A 20,888-nucleotide genomic window follows, 5' to 3' on the forward strand; every position below is an offset into this window, starting at 1 on the left:
CGGGGGCCGTGCGGCCACGACCAGCATGCGCCCGCGGCCGCCGTGACGGCATCTCCGATCCTGCGCTGCGTCCCCTTGGAGCCATGGCGCCACCGGGAATACAGTCGGACCGTGAGAGCGACGTCAACGGGTACGGCCTTCGTCTTCGCCGGCGGCGGGAACCGGGGCGCGGTCCATGTGGGCCAGCTCAGGGCCCTGTTCGAGCGGGGCATCACCCCGGACCTCGTGGTCGGCACGTCCGTGGGTGCCCTCAACGGCGCCGTGGTGGCGCGCGACCCTCACCCCGGGGTGGCCCACGAGATGCTGGAGATGTGGCAGACCGACGAGGCGCGGGCCGTGTTCGGGCAGTCCTGGGCGAGCCAGGCCGGGCGGGTGGTCCGCGGCCGCACCTACACACTGTCCGCCAGGCCGCTGGTGGACCTGATCTCGATGCACTTCCCGCCCCGGACACGCATCGAGGATCTGGAGTTGCCCTTTGTCACGGTCGCCACCTCGATCGAGCGCGCCACGGAGCAGTCCTTCGACCACGGCCCGTTGGTCCCGGCCGTCGTCGCCTCCGCCTCGGTGCCGGGGCTGCTGCCGCCCACCATCATCAACCACGAGCACTACCTCGACGGCGGCCTGGTCGCCTCGGTGCCCCTGGGCCAGGCCGTGCGGCGCGGGGCCACCACGATCTACGTCCTGCAGGCCGGCCAGCTGGACAAGCAGCTGAAGGTCCCGACCTCCATGGTGGAGACGCTCAACGTCTACGTGGACATCACGCGCCGGCACAGCTTCACCCATGCCATGGACCACGTCCCGGAGGGGGTCACGGTGCACGTGCTGCCGACCGGCGGCCGGCCGAGGGTCCGCGGCCTCAAGGCCCTGATGTCCCTAGAGCACACCGAGGAGCGGGCGGAGCTGGCCTACCGGGCCAGCGTCGTGGAGCTCGACCGCATCGCGGGCCTGCCCCCGGCCTAGCACGGCCACTCCGCCCTGCCCGGTGAGCCGGGCCTGGCCCTGGACGGTCCGGGGAGCCCGCGGAGGGGTGGACGAGGACAGCTACTGGCGTTCTCGCTGCTGACCGAGGAGGACCACCGGCAGGCAGCGCCGGCGCAGCGGGACCCGCAGGACTGAACTCTCAGGAGGAGGTGTGCTCGAGGAAGCCGCGCAGGACCTCGGTGAACTTCTCGGGTGCCTGGGAGTGCACCCAGTGGCCCGCCTCCCGGATGGTCACCCGGTGGGTCCGGGGGAACAGGGACCGCATGCGCGGCGCGTACTCGTCCCGGACGTAGTCCGAGCGGCCGCCAGCCACCCACAGCACCGGTCCCTCGAAGGTGGCGTCCCCGGTCTCGGGGAAGCCGCCGATGGCGTCCAGGCTGGTCCGCAGCAGCTCCAGGTTCGGCTCCCAGGAGTACCCCTCGGGGCCGCTGCGCAGGTTCTGCAGCAGGAACAGCCGGGTGGTGTCCCAGGGGATGGGATCCTTCAGCGCCTCGTCGGCGTCCGATCGGCGCCCGATGGCGCCCAGGTCCACGGCCGCCAGGCTGTCCAGCAGGTGCGCGAACTCGCCCTCAGCGCCCCCGGCCTGCGTGGGCGCGATGTCCACCACGATCAGCCGGGAGACCACGTCCGGGTGCCGCAGGGCCAGCACCATGGCCACCTTCCCGCCCAGGGAATGCCCGACGACGGCCACGGGGCCTTCCGCGGCGACGCCCGCCCGGAGCGTGGCGGCCACGGAATCGGCCATCTGGCGGTAATCCACCGTGTCCGTCCACTCGGACTCCCCGTGGTTGGGCAGGTCCACCAGCAGGCTCCGGTACCCCGGGGCGAGGTCCTTGGCGATCCGGGTGAAGTTCTTGCCGCGGCCGAAGAGGCCGTGCAGGAACACGACGCGATGGCCGGGGTCGGAGGGCGCGTCCGGGCCGCCGGCGTCCATGGTGTGCAGGGTGCTGAGGGGAAGGTCGTCCACGCTCCGAGCCTAGAGGATGCCCGCCGCGGCGCCCCGGCCGCTTTGGGCGCGTGGCGACCGGCCGGTTTAGGGTGGGAACCATGTCATCCCAGGAACCCTCAGGCGGGAACCCGCCGAGCACCAACGAGTACAGCAGTCGGCTCATCCCGTGGGTCCTCTGGCCCACCCTGATCATCATCGTGCTGTTCGTGGGCGTGACCCTCGCCTTCCCCGCGGCCATGGAGTCCGGCATCGCCGCCGTCCAGCAGACCGTCATCAGCAACTTCAGCTGGTGGTACCTGATCCTCGCCTTCGGATTCGTGGTCTTCTGCCTCTACCTGGGGTTCTCCCGCAAGGGCAACATCAAGCTGGGCCGGCCGGAGCACGAGCCGGAGTTCTCCACCTTCTCCTGGCTCGCCCTGCTCTTCGCGGCCGGGATGGGCATCGGCCTGGTGTTCTACGGGATGACCGAGCCGCTCATCCACTTCGCCACACCCCGTCCCGGCTTGGAGGCGGCCGACCCCACCGTCGGCGCCCGGGCCGAGGACGCCCTGGCCCTGACGTACCTGCACTGGGGGCTGCAGCCGTGGGCGATCTACGCCGTCGTCGGCCTCGCGATCGCCCACGCCATCCACCGGCGCGGCCGGCCACTGTCCATGCGCTGGGCCGTCGAGCCGCTGATCGGCGAGAAGGCCACCCGTGGCGGCTGGGGACACGCCATCGACAGCTTCGCGCTGATCGGCACCGTCTTCGGCGTGGCCACCTCACTGGGCCTGGGCGTCACCCAGATGGCCGCTGGCCTGCGATCCATGGGGGTCGTTGGCGAGGAGGACCTGTGGGTCGAGTACGCCATGATCGCCGTGGTCACCGGCTTCGTCATCTGGTCGGTGGTGTCCGGCGTCAACCGCGGCATGAAGTGGCTCTCCAACACCAACATGGTGATCGCCGCCGGCCTCGTGCTCTTCCTGCTCATTGCCGGGCCCACCCAGTACCTGGCCAAGGAGATGGTCCAGACCTTCGGCCACTACCTGCAGAACTACATCGGCAATTCGCTGAACTCCTCCGCCTTCTTCGGCGCGGAGGGTGATGCCTGGCAGGCCAGCTGGTCCACCTTCTACTGGGCCTGGTGGATGTCCTGGACCCCGTTCGTGGGTGTCTTCATCGCCCGCATCTCGCGGGGCCGGACCGTCCGCGAATACCTGCTGGGCGTGATCCTGGTGCCGACCATGATCTCGGTGGTCTGGTTCGGGGTCCTGGGCGGCACGGCCATCTACTACGAGGCCAACCGGCCCGACTGGTACACCTCCGTGGTGGCCGCCGACGGCTCGGTGGACGTCAACTCCGCCCTGTTCCAGGTGCTGGAGCAGCTGCCCGGCGGCGCCATCCTGGTGATCGGCGCCATCCTGCTCTCCGCGATCTTCTTCATCACGTCCTCGGACTCCGGCTCGCTCGTGATGGCCATGATCGCCACCGGCGGCAACCCCGAGCCGCCGAGCCGCATCCGCGTGATGTTCGCGGTGGCGACGGCCGTCATGGCCGCCGCCCTGCTGCTCGCGGGCGGGCTGACCGCGATCCAGACCCTGGCGATCACCATCGGCCTGCCGTTCACCATCCTCATGGTGCTGATGTGCATCGCGGTGTTCAAGGCGCTGCATGTCAATGTCCAGCGGTCCGAGGCCATCCGGCGGCAGGTGTTCCTGGCGGACATCTCGGAGCGCTTCGGGCTGGAGAGCGACGACGACGCGGTGGAGTCCGGACCGGTCTCGGCCACCGCGTGGTGGTCCTCCCTCAGCCGCGAGCGGCAGAGGGAGATCCACCAGCGCGTCGGTCCGCACACCGGCCGCCGGGTCCGTCAGGCGGACAGCACCTCGGACTCCAGCCGGGAGTAGCTCGACTCCATGCCGTCCGCCATGCCCGTGGCCAGGATGGTCTCGCGCAGCGATTCGTCCGGGTAGGTGACGAGCAGGGACAGGAGGGTGCCGCCCTCCACCGCGGTGAGCGTCAGCTCATTGGTGGTGGAGGCATCCTCCTGTCCGATCATCGCCTCCGTGGTCACCGAACGGTGCGGCGGGTTGATCTCCAGGACGCGGCCGGTGAACCCGAAGCGGTCCTCCCCACCCTCCCGCTCCCATTCATAGCGGTAGGTCTCGCCGACGGCGGTGCCGACCTCGCAGACCGGCATGGTCCATCCGTCCGGTCCGAGCTGCCACCGGCGCAGCAGCTCGGGCTCGTGGTGGGCCCTCCACACCTGGTCCACCGTCCCGCGAATGACGCGGCTGAGCCGGGCCTGGCGGTCCCCGATCAGTTGGGTCCGCACGGATCGGCCGGCCCCGAAGGACTGCAGGTCCGCCACGACCGCGTCGATCTGGCTCATGGCCGAGAGCGTGCCCTCCTCCATGCCCATGCCCAGGATCTGCTCCAGGTCCTCGGCGGAGTTGAAGTGGGTGGTGTGCACCAGGCGCGAGCCGCCGTCGGTGGCCTCGAAGGCGAACACCATGCGCATGACGGGGGCGCCCTGGTCCCGGCCGCCGTCCTCCGCGGTGAAGCCGTCCAGGACCTCGAAGGACTCACCCTCCGTGACGGCGAGGAACTCGAACCACGCCGCCGACGTCTCGCCGTCCGGTCCGGTCATGTAGTAGTGGGATTCACCCCCGGGGATCATGTCGTGCCGGGTGAAGGTGGCCGGCCAGCCGACCGGCCCCCAGAACGACTCGAGCTGGCGGGGATCGGCATAGGCGTCCCAGAGCCTGCGCACGGGGACGGGGAAGTCCGCGACGATGGTCATCGTCAGGGCCTGGGGATCTTTGGAGACGTTGGTGACGGGCATGGTCATGCCTTTCCGAGGGGGCCGGGGGGTTGGTCGGGCGCAGCGCCCGGATCGTCGTCCGCCAGCAGGGCGTCGAGGCGGCTGATCCGCTGGCGCCACAGCCGTTCGTAGCGGTCCAGGAGGTGCTGGACCTGACGGAGGGTCTCGGGATCTCCGCTGACGAGCCGCTCTCGGCCCTTGCTGCTCTTCTTCACGAGACCCGCTGACTCGAGGACGGAGACGTGCTTCTGGACGGCCGCGAACGACATCTCGTAGTCCTCGGCCAGCACGGAGACGGAGATCGACTCCGTGAGGGTCCGGCGCACGATGTCCCGTCGGGTGGCGTCGGCGAGGGCCCGGAAGACCCGGTCCACCTCGTCGTCGCTGAGTCCCCGCGGGGAAGCCGTGCCGGACGCAGCACCGGCTGCCTGATGTACAACCATGTGGTTGTACATTAGTGGGACCCGGAGAGCCCCGTCAAGACCTGCCGGAGCGCGACGTGCGGACCTGAACGACGGCTGGCAACAGCCTGACCGCGGCGCCCAGACTCGGTTGCTACGTTGCCCGAAGCCACCATTGAAAGGACGGTCATCGCAGTGCGTTCAACTCCCCGATCCACCACGCGTTCCACCACGCCCCAGAAACTTCTGACCAGCGTCGCGCTCGTCGGCTCCCTGTTCGGCCTCGCCGCCTGCGGCGGGGGCGGTGGAGGCGGCGCCGAAGGCGGCGAGGGTAGCAGCGCGGCCGCCTCGCAGCCGGCCTCCGGCGGCGGCTCCGGGGAGGCCCAGGCGGCGCCCGAGGACGCGCAGCCCTCCATGCCCGAGCCGGAGGTGGAGAACATCCCCGAGGTCGTGGCCACCGTCAACGGCCAGGAGATCTCCGGTGAGGAGTTCACCACGGCCTACGAGGGCCAGTTCCAGCAGATGGCCATGCAGTCCCAGATGTCCGGGCAGGAGATGAACCAGGACGAGATGAAGAAGCAGCTCGCCGAGTCCATGGTGGGCACGGAGCTGCTGGTCCAGGATGCCCAGGAGCAGGGCCACGAGGCCTCCGAGGAGGACGTCAACGCGTTCCTCGAGGAGACGGCGGAAGCCAGCGGCGTGGCCTCCGTGGACGAGTTGCTGGCCACCTTCGAGGAGCAGGGCTTCAGCGAGGAGCAGATCCGCTCCGATGCGGAGAAGCAGCTGATGCTGAACCAGACCATCGAGCAGCTCGACATCCCGGAACCCTCGGATGAGGAACTCAAGGAGCTCTACGACTCCTCGATCGCGGCCCAGTCGGAGGCCCAGGGCGGTCAGGAGGGCGGCGCAGAGGGCGAGAGCGCCGCACCCGAGACGCCGTCCTTCGAGGAGCTCAAGCCCCAGCTGGAGCAGCAGGTCTCCTCCCAGAAGGAGAATGAGGCCCTCACCCAGCGGATCGGGGAACTGCGCGAGGGCGCAGACGTGCAGATCAAGCTCTGATCAGACCAGGGGCCAGGGGAAGCGCATCCCGGTCGGGTCCTCCGGGAACTCTCCCTCGAGGAGCACGGCCCGGATCCGTTGCCGCAGCGCCGCGACCTCGAACCTGGAGAGGTGGCCGGTGAGTTCCCCGGTCGGGTGCCCGGCCAGCTCCCCGGGCGGGTTCCCGGCCAGCGCGTCGGCGAGCCGGTCGACGTCGGCCAGCAGGCCGGCGTCGATCCGCTCCCCGGCGAAATCCCAGATGACGGTGCGCAGCTTGAACGGCGCCGCGAAGCACAGGCCGTGGTCGATGCCCCAGAGCCGGCCCCGGTGCCCGCGGAGGACGTGTCCTGCCTTGCGGTCCGTGTTGTTGGCCAGGAGGTCGAAGACGGCCATCGTCCGCAGCTGATCGTGGGTCGCCGGCTCCTCCTCGAACAGGGCGAAGTAGTGCCGGTCCGGGTCATGGTCCACGAACCACTGCAGGGATCCGGGGCCGAACGGGGCGTCGTCCCGCACGACGGTGGTCGGGACGATCCCCCAGCCGAGGGACTCACTCAGCAGGTAGGCGGCCCGCTCCCGCCGGTAGAGTCCGGGTGGGAAGTCCCGCAGCGGCCGTTCGCCGAGTTCCGGCTTGTAGATGGCCCAGTGCTGCGCCTCCCCCTGCGTCACCTCGACGAGGAACGTCTCGTTGCTGCTGTTGGCCAGCTGGCCCAGGACCTCGATGCTCCCGCATTCCAGGAGGGTGTCCTGGTCCCCGACCCCTTCCCTGCCGACGTCCACCCCGTCCACCCCGTCTCTCTCCCCGCCTCGGCCCGGCCCTAGGAGGCCACGAGCCGGTCCAAGGGGTCCTGCGTCGAGTTGACGGTCAGCACCACCGGATCGCTGCCCTGACGGTAGGACACGGCGGAGACCGAGCAGGGCCCGATGCTCAGCCGCTGGAACCGGTCCAACGGGGTGCCCATCGCGTCCGATACCGCGAGCCGGATGGGGTCGGCGTGCGAGAAGCACGCCACGGTGCCGCCCTCGTGGGCGTCCCGGAGCCGGGCCAGCGTGGCGACCATGCGGTCGCGCATCCCCGTGAAGCTCTCCCCGCCCGGGAAGCGGAAGACCGAGGGCTGTCCCTGGACGGTCTGCCACTCGGGCCTGCCGTAGAGGTCGGTGAGCCGGGCCCCCGTCCAGTCGCCGAAGTCGCCCTCCAGGAGCCCAGCGTCCTGGACGACGGGCACCGAGGTGCGGGCCGACGTCGGGCCTGCGGTCTCCAGGGCCCGCTCCAGGGGGGAGGAGTAGACGGCGGACAGGGGCAGCGCCGCGAGCCGCTCGGCGACGCGTTCGGCCTGTTCCCGGCCCGCCTCCGAGAGGTGCAGCCCTGGGGCGCGACCGGGCAGGACCGTGCCGGTGGTCGGCGTCTGCCCGTGCCGGATGAGCAGGATCAGGGTGGTCGGGCCGTTCGGGTCTGTCTCGCGGGGTGCCATCCCGGTCAGCCTACGGCGGGGTCCGTGTTCCGGGACACCCTGTACGGCGCCCGGTGCCGCCGATAGCGTGAGACCCATGGTCAGCCCCCACGTCCCCTCCCCCTCCGTCCCCTCGCCGGCGACTCCCGCGGACCCTGCGGGTCTCACGGAGGCGCCGGGCATCGGCACCCTCGGCGAGCTGCGGGCCTCCGGCCACGAACAGGTCTCGCTGCGGGAGGAGGTCCGGGCCAACCTGCTGGCGGCCCTCGAGGCGGGAGTGAACCCCTGGCCCGGCCTGCACGGATTCGACCGCACGGTCATCCCGCAGCTCGAGCGCGCCCTCATCGCCGGGCATGACGTGGTGCTGCTCGGGGAGCGGGGTCAGGGCAAGACCCGCCTGCTGCGGACCCTGAGCGGGCTGCTGGATGAATGGTCGCCGGTCATCGCCGGGTCCGAGCTGAACGAACACCCCTATGAGCCCCTGACGCCGGAGAGCCGGGCCCGGGCCGAGCGCGACGGCGACCGGCTGCCGGTGGCCTGGCGGCACCGGTCCGAACGGTACGTGGAGAAGCTCTCGACCCCGGACACCTCGGTGGCCGACCTGATCGGCGACGTGGACCCCATGCGGGTGGCCGAGGGCCGCCGGCTGGGCGACCCCGAGACCATCCACTATGGCCTGGTCCCCCGGTCCAACCGCGGGATCGTGGCGTTGAACGAGCTGCCCGACCTGGCCGAACGCATCCAGGTGGCCCTGTTGAACGTCATGGAGGAACGGGACATCCAGGTCCGCGGCTACGTGCTGCGGCTGCCCCTGGACGTGCTGGTGGTGGCCTCGGCGAACCCGGAGGACTACACCAACCGAGGCCGGATCATCACGCCCCTGAAGGACCGGTTCGGCGCCGAGATCCGCACCCACTATCCGCTCGACCTGAACGACGAGATCGCCGTGATCCGCCAGGAGGCGCACCTGACGGCGGACGTTCCCGAGGTCCTCCTGGAGATCCTGGCCCGGTTCACCCGCGCCCTGCGTTCGTCGAGCGCCGTCAACCAGTCCTCGGGCGTCTCGGCCCGCTTCGCCATCGCGGGCGCGGAGACGGTGGCGGCCGCCGCCCGCCACCGGGCCACCGCCCGCGGCGACGACCCCGTCGCCCGACTGGTGGACCTGGAGTCCGCCGTGGAGGTCCTCGGCGGCAAGATCGAGTTCGAATCCGGCGAGGAGGGGCGGGAGGACGAGATCCTGGAGCACCTGCTGCGGACCGCGACGGCCCAGGCGGTTCGCCGTCGCTTCGGCGGCCTGGACCTCTCCCCGCTCGTCGAGGCCTTCGATGGACACCACTCGGCCACCACGGGCGAACGCGTGACGGCCGCCGAGTTCCTGGCCGGGCTGCCCGACCTCGAGGACCCAGGGCTGTACGACGAGATCACGCTCCGGATCGGCGGTCGGCCGGAAGGGGCCGAGCCATCGTCCTCCGGGCACCGCGCCGGGGCCATCGAGTTGGCTCTCGAGGGGTTGTATCTGGCCCGCGAGCTCTCCAAGGAGTCCGGCGACGGCGAGACCGTCTACGGCTAGAGTGGCCCCACCGGATCCGCCCACCCCGACGCGAACCAGGGGGCACCATGAGACACCGGTCCTCCTCCCGCTACGGCCGCTACGACGGCGGCCCCGACCCGCTGGCCCCGCCGCTCGACCTCTCCGAGGCCCTCGACGCGGTGGCCGATGACGTCATGGCCGGGTACTCCCCCGAACAGGCCCTCCGCGAGTTCCTCCGCCGGGGCGGACGCACCATGACGGGACTGGACGACCTGGCCGGCCGCGTCCAGGCCCGCCGTCGGGACCTGCTCGGCCGCCACCGCCTCGACGGCACCCTCCACGAGGTCCGCAGGCTCCTGGACGAAGCCGTCCTGGAGGAGCGGAAGCAACTCGCACGCGACATCCGGATGGATGACACGGACCGCTCCTTCCGGGAGATGCAGCTGCAGGGCCTCCCGGACTCCACCGCGGCCGCGGTCACCGAGCTGGCCGGCTACGACTGGCAGTCGGACACGGCGCGCCGGGCCTACGAGCAGATCAAGGACCTGCTCGGCCGGGAGATGCTGGACCAGCGCTTCGCCGGCCTGAAGAACGCCCTGGCGAACGCCACGGACGAGGACCGGGAGGCCATCGCCGCGATGCTCCGGGACCTCAACGACCTGCTGGACCGGCACGCCCGCGGAGAGGACACGCCGGCGGACTTCGAGGAGTTCATGGCCCGGCACGGCGACCAGTTCCCGGAGAACCCGCAGGACATCGACGAGCTCATCGACATCCTGGCCCGGCGGTCCGCCGCGGCCCAGCGCATGCTCCGCTCCATGACGCCCGAGCAGCGCGAGGAACTCCTGGCGCTGTCCGCGCAGGCCTTCGGCTCGCCGGCCCTGATGGAGCAGCTGAACCGCCTCGATGCCAACCTCCAGGGCCTGCGCCCCGGCGAGGACTGGACCGGTTCCGAGCAGTTCGACGGCGAGCAGGGACTCGGTCTCGGCGACGGCACCGGGGTGCTCCAGGACCTGGCGGACCTCGACCAGCTCGCGGACCAGCTGTCCCAGTCCTCCCCCGGCTCCACCCTGTCCGACGTGGACGTGGACCGGCTGGCGCGGCACCTCGGCGACGAGGCCGCCGTCGAGGCCCGGACCCTGGACCGGCTGGAGAAGGCGCTACGGGACAGCGGACTGCTGCGCCGCGGCGCCGACGGCGACCTGACCCTCTCCCCGCAGGCCATGCGCCGGCTCGGCACCTCCCTGCTCCAGGATGCGGCCGGCCGGCTCTCCGGCCGGCAGGGGCAGCGGGACACCCGCCACGCCGGGGCCGCCGGGGAGCTCACGGGCTCCAGCCGGCCCTGGCAGTTCGGTGACGTCGAGTCCTGGGACGTCACCCGGACCCTCACCAACGCCATCGGACGCACGACGGCGGCCGGCCGGGATCCGGCGGCCGGGCTGCGGATCGAGGTGGCCGACGTCGAGGTCCAGGAGACCGAGGCACGCACCCAGGCCGCCGTGGCCCTGCTGGTGGACACCTCGTTCTCCATGGCGGCCGAGGGCCGCTGGGTGCCCATGAAGCGCACGGCCCTGGCGCTGCACCACCTGGTCTCCACGCGTTTCCGCGGGGACCGGCTGCAGCTGGTGAACTTCGGGCGCTACGCCGGCCGCCTGGACATCGGGGAGCTCACCGCCCTGGCCCCGATGCGCGAGCAGGGCACCAACCTGCACCACGGCCTGATGCTGGCCACGAGGTTCTTCCGCCAGCACCCGACCCTGCAACCAGTGCTGCTCATCGTCACCGACGGTGAACCCACGGCCCATCTGATGCCGCAGGGCGAGTCGGGTCCCGTGGCGCTGTTCTCCTACCCTCCGGAGCCGGCCACGCTCCGGGCCACCATCGCCGAGCTGGACCGCGTCGGCCGGCTCGGCGCGGAGACCACCTTCTTCCGGCTGGGCACCGATCCCGGGCTGCAGGGCTTCCTCGCGGCCATGGCCCGCCGGGTGGGCGGCCGCGTGGTGGCGCCCGACCCGGAGGACCTGGGGGCCGCCGTCGTGGGGGAATTCCTCCGGGCCCGTTCCACGTTCTCCCCGTCCTCCCCGTGGGGCGCCGATCCGGACTGGCCGGTCTGAACCGGCTGATCTGGACCAGCTGATCTGGACCGGTCGGGTTGAATGGGAGGATGCACATCGTCCTCGGCCCGGCACCCGGCGCCGCCGCGTCGGAGCACTGGCTCCCCGTGGTGGTCCGGGATGACGGGATGGAGCGGCTCGCCCCGGTCCCCGCCGCCGCGCTGCCCGGACTGGTCCGCGACCTGCCCGGTCGGCTCGGGACGGACCCGGACCGGGTGCGCTGGGTCTTCGCCTCGGTGTCCGCCGGGTACCGTCCCCTGCTCGAGGCCGAGGTCCCGATCAGCCGGTGCTGGGACCTCGGCCTGTGCCAGCGCATCCTGTCCACCGCCGCCGGCGTCACCTACTCCCCCGCCGTGGACGTGCCCGTGCCGGGCCCCGAGCCGTGGTTGCGTCAGCCGCCCGCGACCCGCCCGGACCAGGGGACCTTCTTCGACCTGCCCGCCGGCGGTCGGGGACGGCAGGAGGTCCCCCCTGCCGAGGACCTGGCCCGCGAGCTGGTCGCCCAGCTGGCGGCGGTCGACCGCTCCGGCGCCCCGCATCGGCTGAGGCTGTTGCTGGCCGCCGAGTCCCAGGGCGCCCTGATCGCGGCGGAGATCCTCCACGAGGGCCTGCCGTGGCGCCGGGACCTGCACGAGGCCATGCTCGCCGAGCAGCTCGGGCCCCGCCCCGCCGAGGGCCAGCGTCCCCGACTGCTCCAGGAGCTGGCGGAGCGGATCGGCGGCACGCTCGGGGTGCCCGGACTCAATCCGGACTCGCCCCAGGACCTGTTGCGCGGGCTGAACCTCGCCGGCGTCCGCGTGGGGTCCACCCGCGCGGGGGACCTCAAGGGCTGGGCCTCCGAGGGCGGGCCCGATGCGCCGCGGCGGACCGCGCTGATCTCCGGCGTCCTCGAGTACAAGCACCTCTACCGCCTCTGGACGGCCAACGGGTGGCACTGGCTGGACGAGTGGGTGCAGGACGGGCGCTTCCACCCGGCCTACTCCGTGGGCGGCGTGGTGACCGGGCGGTGGGCCGCCCACGGGGGCGGTGCCATGCAGGTCCCCGCCGCCGTCCGGGACGCCGTCCGCGCGGATCCCGGCCACCTGCTGACCGTGGCCGACGCCTCCCAGGTGGAGCCGCGCATCCTCGCGGCGATGTCCGGGGATCGGGCGCTGGCCGAGGCGGGGTCCGGGTCCGACCTGTACCTGGCGGTGGCCGAACAGGGCCGGCGCGCCGGCTCGGAGCTGGCCGAACGCTCCCGGGCGAAGGTCGCGCTGCTGGGCGCCATGTACGGGGCGACGACGGGCGACTCGGCCGCGCTGATCCCTCACCTGCGCCGGTTGTACCCGCACGCCATGGGCCTCCTCGAGCAGGCGGCACAGCGGGGCGAGGCCGGCGGGCAGGTCTCCACCTGGCTGGGCCGCACGTCCCCGGCCCCGGGGCAGCAGTGGCTCACGGCCACCGCCGACGTCTCCACGGCCGAGGCGGAGTCCCGGTCCCGCACCCTGCGGCGGTCCGCCGGGCGGTTCACCCGCAACTTCGTCATCCAGGGGACCGCCGCGGAGTGGGCCCTGTGCTGGATGGGCGAGATCCGCCGCCGACTGCGGCAGGGCACCCCGGACGGGCAGGCCCGCGACCCCCTGCAGACCCGGCTGGTGTTCTTCGTCCACGACGAGGTGGTGCTGCACGGTCCGGCCGAGGAGGCCGACGCCGTCCGGCGGATCGTCACCGAGGCGGCTCAGGCCGCGGGGCGGATGCTGTTCGGGGCGGCGCCGGTGGGGTTCCCGCTCTCGGTGGCCGCCGTCGAGTCCTACGCCGGCGCCCACTGATTCGGCCCGGTGCTGGCCCGCCGCGCGGCCCGCCGCGCGGCCCGCGGCGCGGGCTCAGAGGCCGAGGTCGCGGCCGATGAGTTCCTTCATGATCTCGTTCGAACCGGCCCAGATCCGGTTGACGCGGGCGTCCTTCCAGGCGCGGGCCACGCGGTACTCGTTCATGTAGCCGTAGCCGCCGTGCAGCTGGACGCAGTGGTCCAGGACCTCGTTCTGCACGTCCGAGGCCCAGTACTTGGCCTTGGCCGCGTCGACGGCGGACAGCTCGCCGGCCGTGTGGGCCATGATGGCGTCATCGAGGAAGGCCTGCGTGACCTCCACCTTGGTGACGAGCTCGGCCAGCAGGAACTTGTTGTGCTGGAAGGCCCCGATGGACTGGCCGAAGGCCTTGCGGTCCTTCGTGTACTGGAGGGTCTCGTCCAGGATCTGCCGGGCGTGGGCCAACCCGTAGACGGCGGCGCCGAGGCGCTCCTGCGGCAGGTTCTTCATCATCTGGATGAAGCCGGTGTCCACCTGGCCGATGACGTTCTCGTGGGGAACGCGCACGTCCCGGAAGAACAGCTCCGAGGTGTCCGACTCGGGCTGACCGACCTTGTCCAGCTTCCGGCCCCGCTCGAAGCCCGCCATGCCGGCCTCCACCCCGAACAGGGTGATCCCCTTGGCCTTCTTCTCCGGGCTGGTGCGGGCGGCCACCACCACGAGGTCGGCGGAGAAGCCGTTCGTGATGAACGTCTTGGAGCCGTTGATGACCCAGTCGTCGCCGTCGCGCATGGCGGTCGTCTTGAGATTGGCCAGGTCGGAGCCGCCGGAGGGCTCCGTCATGGCGATGGCCGTGACGGTGGAGCCGTCGGCCACCCCGGGGAGCCAGCGGGCGTGCTGCTCGGGGGTACCGAGGTCCACGATGTACGGCGGCACGATGTCCGCGTCGATGCCCACGCAGGAGGAGATCGCAAAGCTGGCCCGGGCCAGCTCCTCGAACACGACGGCGTTGAAGCGGTAGTCCTGCGGATAGCCACCGCCGAACTCCTCTGGGACCTCGAGCCCCAGCAGGCCCTGCTCTCCGGCCTGGAGCCAGAACTCGCGCGGCAGCGCCTTCGCCTCCGCCCAGGCCTCGAGGTTCGGGGTGACCTGGCGGGTGACGAACTCCGCCACGGCATCGCGGAAGTCCTCGTGTTCGGTCTCAAAGATGCGGCGGCGCACGGCGGGGTCCTTCCGGGACGGTGGTCTGGGCGTGAGTCCGACCATACTACTCACGAGTAGATTAAGCGGCGAGGCCCGGTCTGCGGCGCAGGCCTTCGACGGCAGATTGCCGGTGCACACCCCGCGGCGTACGGTGACAGCAGGTCAACGAGATCAGGGGGTTCGGTGCCGAACAATCCACGCGCCTCGCGGAGGGGCGCACTCATCAGTGCACTACTGGTGCTGCCGGTGTTTCTGGTTTCCTGCACCTCCTCGGGGTACCCGGCCGATCCGGACGGGACCTTCGACCGGGCCACCGGCGGCACGCTGTCCGTCGGGATCAGCCACCATCCTCCGTACGTCGACGCCTCGGGACCTGAACCCACGGGCAGCGAGGTGGAGCTCATCCGGGCGTTCGCCGAGGACATCGATGCCGAGATCGAGTGGACGGTGTCCGGCGAGGAAGCGCTGATGACGGCCCTGGAGGCCGGAGACGTTGATCTCGTGGGGGGCGGACTGACCGACCAGTCACCGTGGTCCTCCAAGGCCTCCCTGACGCGTGGTTACGCGGAGGACGCAGGGCCGGACGGACAGACCGTCCAGCTCGTGCTCGCCGTCCCCCTGGGCGAGAACCAGATGCTGGCCGAGGTCGAACGGTTCCTGGACTCGGCACACCCCGGAGCCACCCCGTGACCGGCGGGCCGGGAGAGTCCGGCACGGACCGCACCCGCCGTTTCGGGCGGACCGAGCTGCCGCCGGACCTGGAGCGGGCCCTCCGCCGCGCCGTCCGCCTGGAGTGGATCACCATCGTGATGCTCGCGGTGACCGTGATACTCGTCATCGTGGTCATGGGCAGCTCCCAGGCCATGAAGGCCGCCTGGATCGAGGACATGCTGTCCTTCATCCCGCCCCTGGCCTTCCTCATCGCCGTCCGGGTCATCAACCGCCCGCCCACGGAGAAGCGGCCCTACGGCAACCACCGGGCCATGGGGGTCGGGCACCTCGTGGCCGCGGTGGCCCTGCTGGTCATGGGCGCCTACCTCATCATCGACTCGGGCAGCGGCCTGCTCATGGCCGAGCATCCCCCCATCGGCACGTTCCACCTGTTCGGGCACACCGTGTGGCAGGGCTGGTTCATGATGGCCGTCATGCTCCTGTCCATCCCGGGGCCCGTGATCCTGGGCCGGATGAAGATCAGGATCGCCGAGCAGCTGCATGACAAGGTGCTCTATGCGGACGCGGACATGAACAAGGCCGACTGGCAGACCGGGGTCGCCACCATCGTGGGTGTGGGCGGCGTGGGGCTGGGACTGTGGTGGTTCGACTCCGCCGCCGCGATCTTCGTGGGGCTGAGCATCCTCAAGGACGGGGCCACCAACGTGGGCACCGCGCTCTCGGACCTGGCGGACACCCGGGCCCGCACCATCGAGGGCGCGGAGGAGCACCCCCTGGTGCGTCAGGCCGAGACCCAGGCCCTGACCTTCGCCTGGGTCCGGCATGCCGGGGCCCGCATCCGGGACGAGGGCCACGTCTTCCACACGGAGTTGTTCGTGGTTCCCGCCCCGGGTGCCGCCCTGACGGTGGACGCCCTGGAAGACCTCCGGCAGTCCGTCGCCGACCTGGACTGGAAGCTCGAGGACGTGGCGATCGTTCCCGTCTCGGAACTGCCCGCCGAGGTCCACGGCGGCACACCACAGGACAAGCAGTCCGAGGGTGGCGGCCGGTGACCCTTCAGGCGGCTGGTTGCCGAGGAGGGGTAGCCAGCAACGGGGTCATGGTGCGTACTGTGGCCACGCACCAACCACCGCGCTGCGGATCCGTGTTCCCCGCTCCGTGCGACGCCATCGGCGCCGCCCGTTCGGCCGGGATCCGGCCCGCAGGACCCAGTGAAAGGCACGTGCCATGACCCAGCAGCCCCGCATTCCCGGATCCCCCGGCAACACCGGCGATTCTGGACCTCAGGTGGAGGAACCCACCACCCCCGCCGGCCCGCTGCCCCCCGCACCGGACCAGTCCGGGCCGGCCACGGTCTCCCCCACGGGCCAGGAGACGGGCACCCCGCAGGAGAAGATGGCCCAGGGCGGGGAGTTCCTCACCACGGCCCACGGTGCCCGCCTGAAGGACTCCGACCACTCCCTGCGGGCCGGACCGCGGGGTCCGGCGCTGTTGCAGGACCACCACTTCCGGGAGAAGATCAGCCACTTCGACCACGAGCGGATCCCGGAGCGGGTGGTCCATGCCCGGGGCGCCGGGGCCCACGGCGTCTTCCGCGGCTACGGCACGGCTTCGAAGATCAGCCGGGCCGGGGTCTTCGCCCAGGACAAGGAGACCGAGGTCTTCGTCCGCTTCTCCACCGTCGTGGGCTCGCGCGGCTCCACGGACCTGGCCCGGGACACCCGCGGCTTCGCCACCAAGTTCTACACGGACGAGGGCACCTGGGACCTGGTGGGCAACAACATTCCGGTGTTCTTCATCCAGGACGCCATCAAGTTCCCGGACGTCGTCCACGCCGTCAAGCCGCACCCGGACCGGGAGATCCCCCAGGCCCAGTCCGCCCATGACACCTTCTGGGACTTCGTCTCCCTGCACACCGAGGCCCAGCACCACACCATGTGGAACATGGCGGACCGCGGCATCCCGCGGTCCTTCCGGATGATGGAGGGCTTCGGGATCCACACCTTCCGGCTGATCGCCGAGGACGGCTCCACCGTGCTGGTGAAGTTCCACTGGAAGCCAAAGCTCGGCGTCCACTCCGTGACCTGGGAGGAGGCCCAGCTCATCAGCGGGGCGGATCCGGACTTCCACCGCCGGGACCTGGCCGACGCCATCGAGGCCGGTGCCTTCCCCGAGTGGGAGCTGGGCGTGCAGGTCTTCGAGGACACCGAGGACCAGATGTTCGCCGGCATCGACCTGCTGGATCCCACCAAGATCGTGCCGGAGGAACTGGTGCCCGTGGAGCCGGTCGGGCTGATGACCCTCACCAAGAACACCTCCAACTACTTCGCCGAGACCGAGCAGGTCGCGTTCAACCCGAACAACCTCGTCCCGGGCATCGACGTCACCAACGACCCCCTGCTGCAGGGCCGGCTGTTCTCCTACCTGGACACCCAGATCACCCGTCTGGGCGGACCGAACTGGAACCAGCTGCCCATCAACCGCCCGCACGCGGACGTCAATGACATGCTGCGGGACGGCATGCACCAGACCGCGGTGCACGCCGGGGTCGCGCCCTACCGGCCGAACTCCCTGGACGGTGGCAACCCCTTCGAGACACCCGACGGCGACCGGCCCTTCATCGACCACCCCGCCCCGGTGGCGGCCTCGGTGAAGGAACGGGCCCTGCCGGCCACCTTCGACGACCACTTCAGCCAGGCCCGCCTGTTCTTCCACTCACTGTCCGAGGTGGAGAAGGAGCACACGGCGCAGGCCTACACCTTCGAGCTCGGCAAGTGCTATGAACAGGCGGTCCGCGAACGTCAGCTGCGGGCCCTGGCCAACATCGACCCGGCCCTGTGCCAGGCCGTGGCCGATGGCCTGGGGATGCCGGCGCCGAAACCCTCCCTCGACGTGCCCGAGGTCACGCCATCGCCGGCCCTGTCCCAGGTCGGCCGGACCTGGCCGCTGGACGGACGCCAGGTCGGTATCCTCGTCGGGCCGAAGGTGAACACCGGTGAGGTTGCCGCCGCCATCGCGGCGGTGGACCGGGCGGGGATGGTCCCCCTCGTCGTGGCCCCCTCCGGGGGCGAGGCGGCCACGCGACTGCTGGGCAAGGACCTGATGGCCCAGCGCACCTACCTCACCGCGCGGTCCATCGAGTTCGACGCCGTCCTGGTCGCCTCGGCCACGCCGCCGGCCCCGGACGCGGCGAACGGGCTGGACAGCAAGGTCGGTGTCCCGGCCGGTGCCGGCACGGTCGACCCGCGGGTCGAGCTGCTGCTCGGCGAGGTCTGGCGGCAGGCCAAGGCCATCGGGGCCTTCGGCGCCGGCGAGGAGGTGCTGCGCGCGGCGGGTTACCTGGAGGGGACCGGCGTCGTCAGCGGATCCGGCGGTGACGACGCGGTGCAGCAGCTGCTCACGCTGATGCCCGCACACCGGGTCTGGGAACGGTTCCCCACCACGGGGCGCCTCGCCGCCACCTGATCGCCGCCTGACCGCACGACCGCCACGACAGGCCTGGGCCGGTCCAGCTCACCGCAGGTGCGCCGGACGGGCCCAGGCGCGGGTGGTTGTGGGAGGGGCCGCCCAGGGCACAGACTGGCCCTATGGCTCAGAAGAACGCATCCAAGGAATCCGACGCCCCGCAGATCAAGGACGAGGAACTGTACGAGTCGCTCCGCCAGGACGGGGCCAGCAAGGAGAAGGCCGCCCGGATCTCCAATGCGGCGGCGCGCGACGGCCGGTCCGAGGTCGGCGAGCGCGGCGGCGACTCCGGTTCCTATGAGGACTGGACCGTCGAGCAGCTCAAGGAGCGGGCCAAGGAGCTGGACCTCACCGGCTACTCGGACCTGCGCAAGGACGAGTTGATCGAGAAGCTGCGCAACCATTAACCCCGGGCCAGCAGGCGGAGCAGTCCCCGGTCCGGTTGCTGGCGCAGCTCCACGACCTGGCCGTCGCCGAACAGGTCCACGATCCGGGGGTCAACATAGGCCTCGCCCGCCACGGTCGGGGTGTTCTGCAGCAGGTCGGCCGCGGCCTGCAGGGCGATCTTGACGGCTTCCGGGGCCGGCAGCCCGGCGCGGTGTGAGCGGGCCAGGGACCGGGCGGCGGCCACGCTCCCCTGCCAGGTCCGGAAGTCCTTCGCGGTGAATTCCAGTCCCACGCCCTCGGTCAGGTAGTGGTTGACGTCTGCGGCGGAGATGCCCTTCCACTGCTTCCGCCGGCCGGAGCGGACCGGATAGCAGATTGCCGGGGCGGTCCGTGGCGTGGCGGGGATGTCCGCGAAGAACCGGACGAGGTCCGCGTCCTGCCACGTCACGTCCCAGGCGCCGCCCCACTTGCCGCGGAACACGAGATGGACGGACGTGCCCTCCCTGGCCACGTGCCGGCGCTGGAGGGTGGTGGCCCCGAAGGCCTCCGTCTGCCCGGAGTGCTCCGATCCTCCGACCCGCAGGCTCCCCCGGTCCATGAGCCGGACGGCCGCGGCCAGGGCCCGACGGCGGCCGGCGGCTTCCCCGGTAGCCCGCAGGTCCCGCGTGACCCGCCGGCGGAGTCCCGGCAGGGCCTCGGCGAAGGAGCGCGCCCGCTCGAATTTCTCCGCGTCCCGAAGATTCCTCCACCACGGATGGTAGAGGTACTGGGTGCGGCCGGCGTCGTCCACCCCGGTCGCCTGGATGTGGGCGTTGTCCTCGCGGGCGATCCACACCTCCGTCCAGGCCGGGGGGATGGCCAGGTCCCGGAAGCGCTCGAGCGTGGCCGGGTTCGTGATGCGGTGGCCGTTGGCGCCCCGGTAGGTGAAGCCCGTTCCCGCCCGGCGGCGCGTGTACCCGCCGGTGCCCGGGCTGGACCTGACGAGCCGGGGCACCTCAGGCGCTCTTGCGCTCTGGCGCGGAGGATCTGGTGGACTTCTTCGCACCGGACTTCTTGGACCCGTCCTTCTGCGAGCTGGACGTCTTCGGGCCGGAATCCTTGGACGCGGTCTTCTTCGGGCCGGTCTTCTTCGCGCCGGTCTTCTTCGCGCCGGTCTTCTTCGCGCCGGTCTTCTTCGCGCTGGACTTCTCCGCCGCGGACTTCGTGTCGCCGGCCTTCTTGGACCCTGACTTCTCAGCGCTGGACGTCCGGGCGCTCGACGTCGTCGAGCCGGCCTTCTGGGTGCCCCGGCTGCCTCGCTTCCGGTCCAGGGACGCCTTGAGGGCCTGCATCAGGTCGATGACCTCAGCGTCGCCGCCCTCGTCCTCCCCCTCGACCACGCCGAAGGTGGCCTCCGTGTCCAGGGCGTCGCCCTGCTCGAACTTCGCGTCGATCAGCCGCCGCAACTCCACCTGATAGGTGTCCTCGAACTCCTCGGGGGTGAAGTCCGAGGCGAACTGGTCCACCAGGGCCGCCGCCAGCTTCTTCTCCTTCGCCCCGATGACGGCCCGTGACTGCGTGGCGGGGAAGTCGACCTCCCGGATCTCGTCCGCCCAGTACATGGACTGCAGGACGAGCACGTCGTCCTGGACGCGCAACGCGCCCAGCCGGGTCTTCTGGCGCAGGGCGAACGTCACGACGGCGGTGCGGTCGGTGTCCTGCAGGGCCTGCCGCAGCAGCAGGTAGGACTTCGGGGACTTGCCCTGGGGCTCCAGGAAGTAGCTCTTGCCGAACATGACCGGGTCGATCTGCTCCGAGGGGACGAACTGCGCCACCTCGATCTCGTCGTTCTGCGCCTCCGGCAGGGCGTCGAAGTCCTCGTCGGTGAGGACGACGGTCTGCTCGCCGTCCTCGTAGGCCTTGTCGATGTGCTCGTAGTCGATCTTCTTCCCGCACACCTCGCAGCGGCGCTGGTACCGGATCCGGCCGCCGTCGGCGTCGTGGACCTGGTGGAAGCTGATATCGTGCTTCTTCGCCGCCGAGTACGCCTTGACAGGGACGTTCACCAGGCCGAAGGTGATAGATCCAGACCAGATGGCTCTCATGGGCGCCAGCATAGGCCCTGGTCGG

General features: G+C 71.2%; 18 protein-coding genes. 10 read left to right on the forward strand and 8 right to left on the reverse strand.

Annotated features, from left to right (window positions below; all coding sequences use genetic code 11):
• Nucleotides 1-111: 111 nt before the first annotated feature.
• Nucleotides 112-960 (forward strand): patatin-like phospholipase family protein, encoded by an 849-nt coding sequence (locus RE421_RS13480; protein ID WP_309810928.1) that lies wholly within the window; start codon nucleotides 112-114, stop codon nucleotides 958-960.
• A gap of 160 nt (nucleotides 961-1,120) precedes the next feature.
• On the opposite strand, the gene RE421_RS13485 is transcribed toward RE421_RS13480, so the two are convergent.
• Nucleotides 1,121-1,915, reverse strand: coding sequence for an alpha/beta fold hydrolase (locus RE421_RS13485; RefSeq protein WP_309817432.1), 795 nt, complete (start codon nucleotides 1,913-1,915; stop codon nucleotides 1,121-1,123).
• A 113-nt stretch (nucleotides 1,916-2,028) separates the two neighbouring features.
• Here RE421_RS13485 and RE421_RS13490 point away from each other — a divergent pair, with 113 nt between their 5' ends.
• Nucleotides 2,029-3,816, forward strand: coding sequence for a BCCT family transporter (locus RE421_RS13490; protein ID WP_309810930.1), 1,788 nt, complete (start codon nucleotides 2,029-2,031; stop codon nucleotides 3,814-3,816).
• Here the strand turns inward: RE421_RS13490 and RE421_RS13495 are convergent.
• Both RE421_RS13495 and RE421_RS13500 read right to left on the reverse strand, forming a co-directional pair.
• On the reverse strand, nucleotides 3,780-4,754 hold the full coding sequence (locus tag RE421_RS13495) for an SRPBCC family protein (RefSeq protein ID WP_309810932.1): 975 nt from the start codon (nucleotides 4,752-4,754) through the stop codon (nucleotides 3,780-3,782). The two genes, RE421_RS13490 and RE421_RS13495, sit on opposite strands and share 37 nt — an antisense overlap.
• Before the next feature lie 2 nt (nucleotides 4,755-4,756).
• The gene (locus RE421_RS13500; protein ID WP_309810935.1) at nucleotides 4,757-5,176 is read right to left on the reverse strand and encodes a metalloregulator ArsR/SmtB family transcription factor; all 420 of its coding nucleotides are present in this window, start codon (nucleotides 5,174-5,176) and stop codon (nucleotides 4,757-4,759) included.
• 153 nt (nucleotides 5,177-5,329) lie between these two features.
• Here RE421_RS13500 and RE421_RS13505 point away from each other — a divergent pair, with 153 nt between their 5' ends.
• Nucleotides 5,330-6,193: a SurA N-terminal domain-containing protein gene (locus RE421_RS13505; RefSeq protein WP_309810938.1), complete on the forward strand. Its 864-nt coding sequence runs from the start codon at nucleotides 5,330-5,332 to the stop codon at nucleotides 6,191-6,193.
• Here the strand turns inward: RE421_RS13505 and RE421_RS13510 are convergent, their stop codons facing one another.
• On the reverse strand, nucleotides 6,194-6,949 hold the full coding sequence (locus tag RE421_RS13510; RefSeq protein WP_309810941.1) for an SCO1664 family protein: 756 nt from the start codon (nucleotides 6,947-6,949) through the stop codon (nucleotides 6,194-6,196).
• A 38-nt stretch (nucleotides 6,950-6,987) separates the two neighbouring features.
• Nucleotides 6,988-7,641, reverse strand: coding sequence for a histidine phosphatase family protein (locus RE421_RS13515; protein WP_309810945.1), 654 nt, complete (start codon nucleotides 7,639-7,641; stop codon nucleotides 6,988-6,990).
• 76 nt (nucleotides 7,642-7,717) lie between these two features.
• Between RE421_RS13515 and RE421_RS13520 the strand changes: the two genes are divergently transcribed.
• From RE421_RS13520 to RE421_RS13530, 3 genes are read left to right on the forward strand one after another with little or no spacing between them, the layout of a single operon-like run.
• Entirely contained in the window at nucleotides 7,718-9,190 is a 1,473-nt protein-coding gene (locus RE421_RS13520; RefSeq protein WP_309810948.1) for a sigma 54-interacting transcriptional regulator, read from the forward strand.
• 47 nt (nucleotides 9,191-9,237) lie between these two features.
• On the forward strand, nucleotides 9,238-11,265 hold the full coding sequence (locus tag RE421_RS13525) for a VWA domain-containing protein (RefSeq protein WP_309810951.1): 2,028 nt from the start codon (nucleotides 9,238-9,240) through the stop codon (nucleotides 11,263-11,265).
• A 50-nt stretch (nucleotides 11,266-11,315) separates the two neighbouring features.
• The gene (locus RE421_RS13530; RefSeq protein WP_309810956.1) at nucleotides 11,316-13,073 is read left to right on the forward strand and encodes a bifunctional 3'-5' exonuclease/DNA polymerase; all 1,758 of its coding nucleotides are present in this window, start codon (nucleotides 11,316-11,318) and stop codon (nucleotides 13,071-13,073) included.
• 54 nt (nucleotides 13,074-13,127) lie between these two features.
• Here RE421_RS13530 and RE421_RS13535 read toward each other — a convergent pair whose 3' ends face one another.
• Nucleotides 13,128-14,273, reverse strand: a complete 1,146-nt coding sequence (locus RE421_RS13535; protein WP_309810959.1) for an acyl-CoA dehydrogenase family protein — start codon at nucleotides 14,271-14,273, stop codon at nucleotides 13,128-13,130.
• A 165-nt stretch (nucleotides 14,274-14,438) separates the two neighbouring features.
• Between RE421_RS13535 and RE421_RS13540 the strand changes: the two genes are divergently transcribed.
• The 4 genes from RE421_RS13540 to RE421_RS13555 all read left to right on the forward strand — a co-directional run bounded on the left by RE421_RS13540 (nucleotide 14,439) and on the right by RE421_RS13555 (nucleotide 18,799).
• Nucleotides 14,439-14,945 carry a transporter substrate-binding domain-containing protein gene (locus RE421_RS13540; RefSeq protein ID WP_309810962.1) on the forward strand — a complete coding sequence of 169 codons (507 nt, stop codon included), beginning with the start codon at nucleotides 14,439-14,441 and terminating at the stop codon, nucleotides 14,943-14,945.
• Entirely contained in the window at nucleotides 14,942-15,979 is a 1,038-nt protein-coding gene (locus RE421_RS13545; RefSeq protein WP_309810965.1) for a cation transporter, read from the forward strand. The genes RE421_RS13540 and RE421_RS13545 overlap by 4 nt, the downstream gene beginning before the upstream one ends.
• Nucleotides 15,980-16,154: 175 nt before the next feature.
• Entirely contained in the window at nucleotides 16,155-18,392 is a 2,238-nt protein-coding gene (locus RE421_RS13550) for a catalase (protein ID WP_309810968.1), read from the forward strand.
• Nucleotides 18,393-18,514: 122 nt separating this feature from the next.
• Complete coding sequence (locus tag RE421_RS13555) at nucleotides 18,515-18,799, forward strand: Rho termination factor N-terminal domain-containing protein (RefSeq protein ID WP_309810971.1); 285 nt, start codon at nucleotides 18,515-18,517, stop codon at nucleotides 18,797-18,799.
• Here the strand turns inward: RE421_RS13555 and RE421_RS13560 are convergent.
• Complete coding sequence (locus RE421_RS13560; RefSeq protein ID WP_309810974.1) at nucleotides 18,796-19,773, reverse strand: DNA topoisomerase IB; 978 nt, start codon at nucleotides 19,771-19,773, stop codon at nucleotides 18,796-18,798. The two genes, RE421_RS13555 and RE421_RS13560, sit on opposite strands and share 4 nt — an antisense overlap.
• Nucleotide 19,774: 1 nt before the next feature.
• Entirely contained in the window at nucleotides 19,775-20,863 is a 1,089-nt protein-coding gene (locus tag RE421_RS13565; RefSeq protein ID WP_309810977.1) for a Ku protein, read from the reverse strand.
• Nucleotides 20,864-20,888 lie beyond the last annotated feature (25 nt).

Origin of the sequence: Citricoccus sp. I39-566, assembly GCF_031432995.1 — a bacterium.
GTDB classification, from domain to species: Bacteria; Actinomycetota; Actinomycetes; order Actinomycetales; family Micrococcaceae; genus Citricoccus; species Citricoccus nitrophenolicus_A.

Bases quoted from the DNA above. Each gene is read 5' to 3' on its own strand.
- RE421_RS13485 (WP_309817432.1), bottom strand. From the start codon at position 1,915: ATGGACGCCGGCGGCCCGGACGCGCCCTCCGACCCCGGCCATCGCGTC.
- RE421_RS13490 (WP_309810930.1), top strand. From the start codon at position 2,029: ATGTCATCCCAGGAACCCTCAGGCGGGAACCCGCCGAGCACCAACGAG.
- RE421_RS13495 (WP_309810932.1), bottom strand. From the start codon at position 4,754: ATGCCCGTCACCAACGTCTCCAAAGATCCCCAGGCCCTGACGATGACC.
- RE421_RS13500 (WP_309810935.1), bottom strand. From the start codon at position 5,176: ATGGTTGTACATCAGGCAGCCGGTGCTGCGTCCGGCACGGCTTCCCCG.
- RE421_RS13515 (WP_309810945.1), bottom strand. From the start codon at position 7,641: ATGGCACCCCGCGAGACAGACCCGAACGGCCCGACCACCCTGATCCTG.
- RE421_RS13520 (WP_309810948.1), top strand. From the start codon at position 7,718: ATGGTCAGCCCCCACGTCCCCTCCCCCTCCGTCCCCTCGCCGGCGACT.
- RE421_RS13525 (WP_309810951.1), top strand. From the start codon at position 9,238: ATGAGACACCGGTCCTCCTCCCGCTACGGCCGCTACGACGGCGGCCCC.
- RE421_RS13530 (WP_309810956.1), top strand. From the start codon at position 11,316: ATGCACATCGTCCTCGGCCCGGCACCCGGCGCCGCCGCGTCGGAGCAC.
- RE421_RS13550 (WP_309810968.1), top strand. From the start codon at position 16,155: ATGACCCAGCAGCCCCGCATTCCCGGATCCCCCGGCAACACCGGCGAT.
- RE421_RS13555 (WP_309810971.1), top strand. From the start codon at position 18,515: ATGGCTCAGAAGAACGCATCCAAGGAATCCGACGCCCCGCAGATCAAG.
- RE421_RS13565 (WP_309810977.1), bottom strand. From the start codon at position 20,863: ATGAGAGCCATCTGGTCTGGATCTATCACCTTCGGCCTGGTGAACGTC.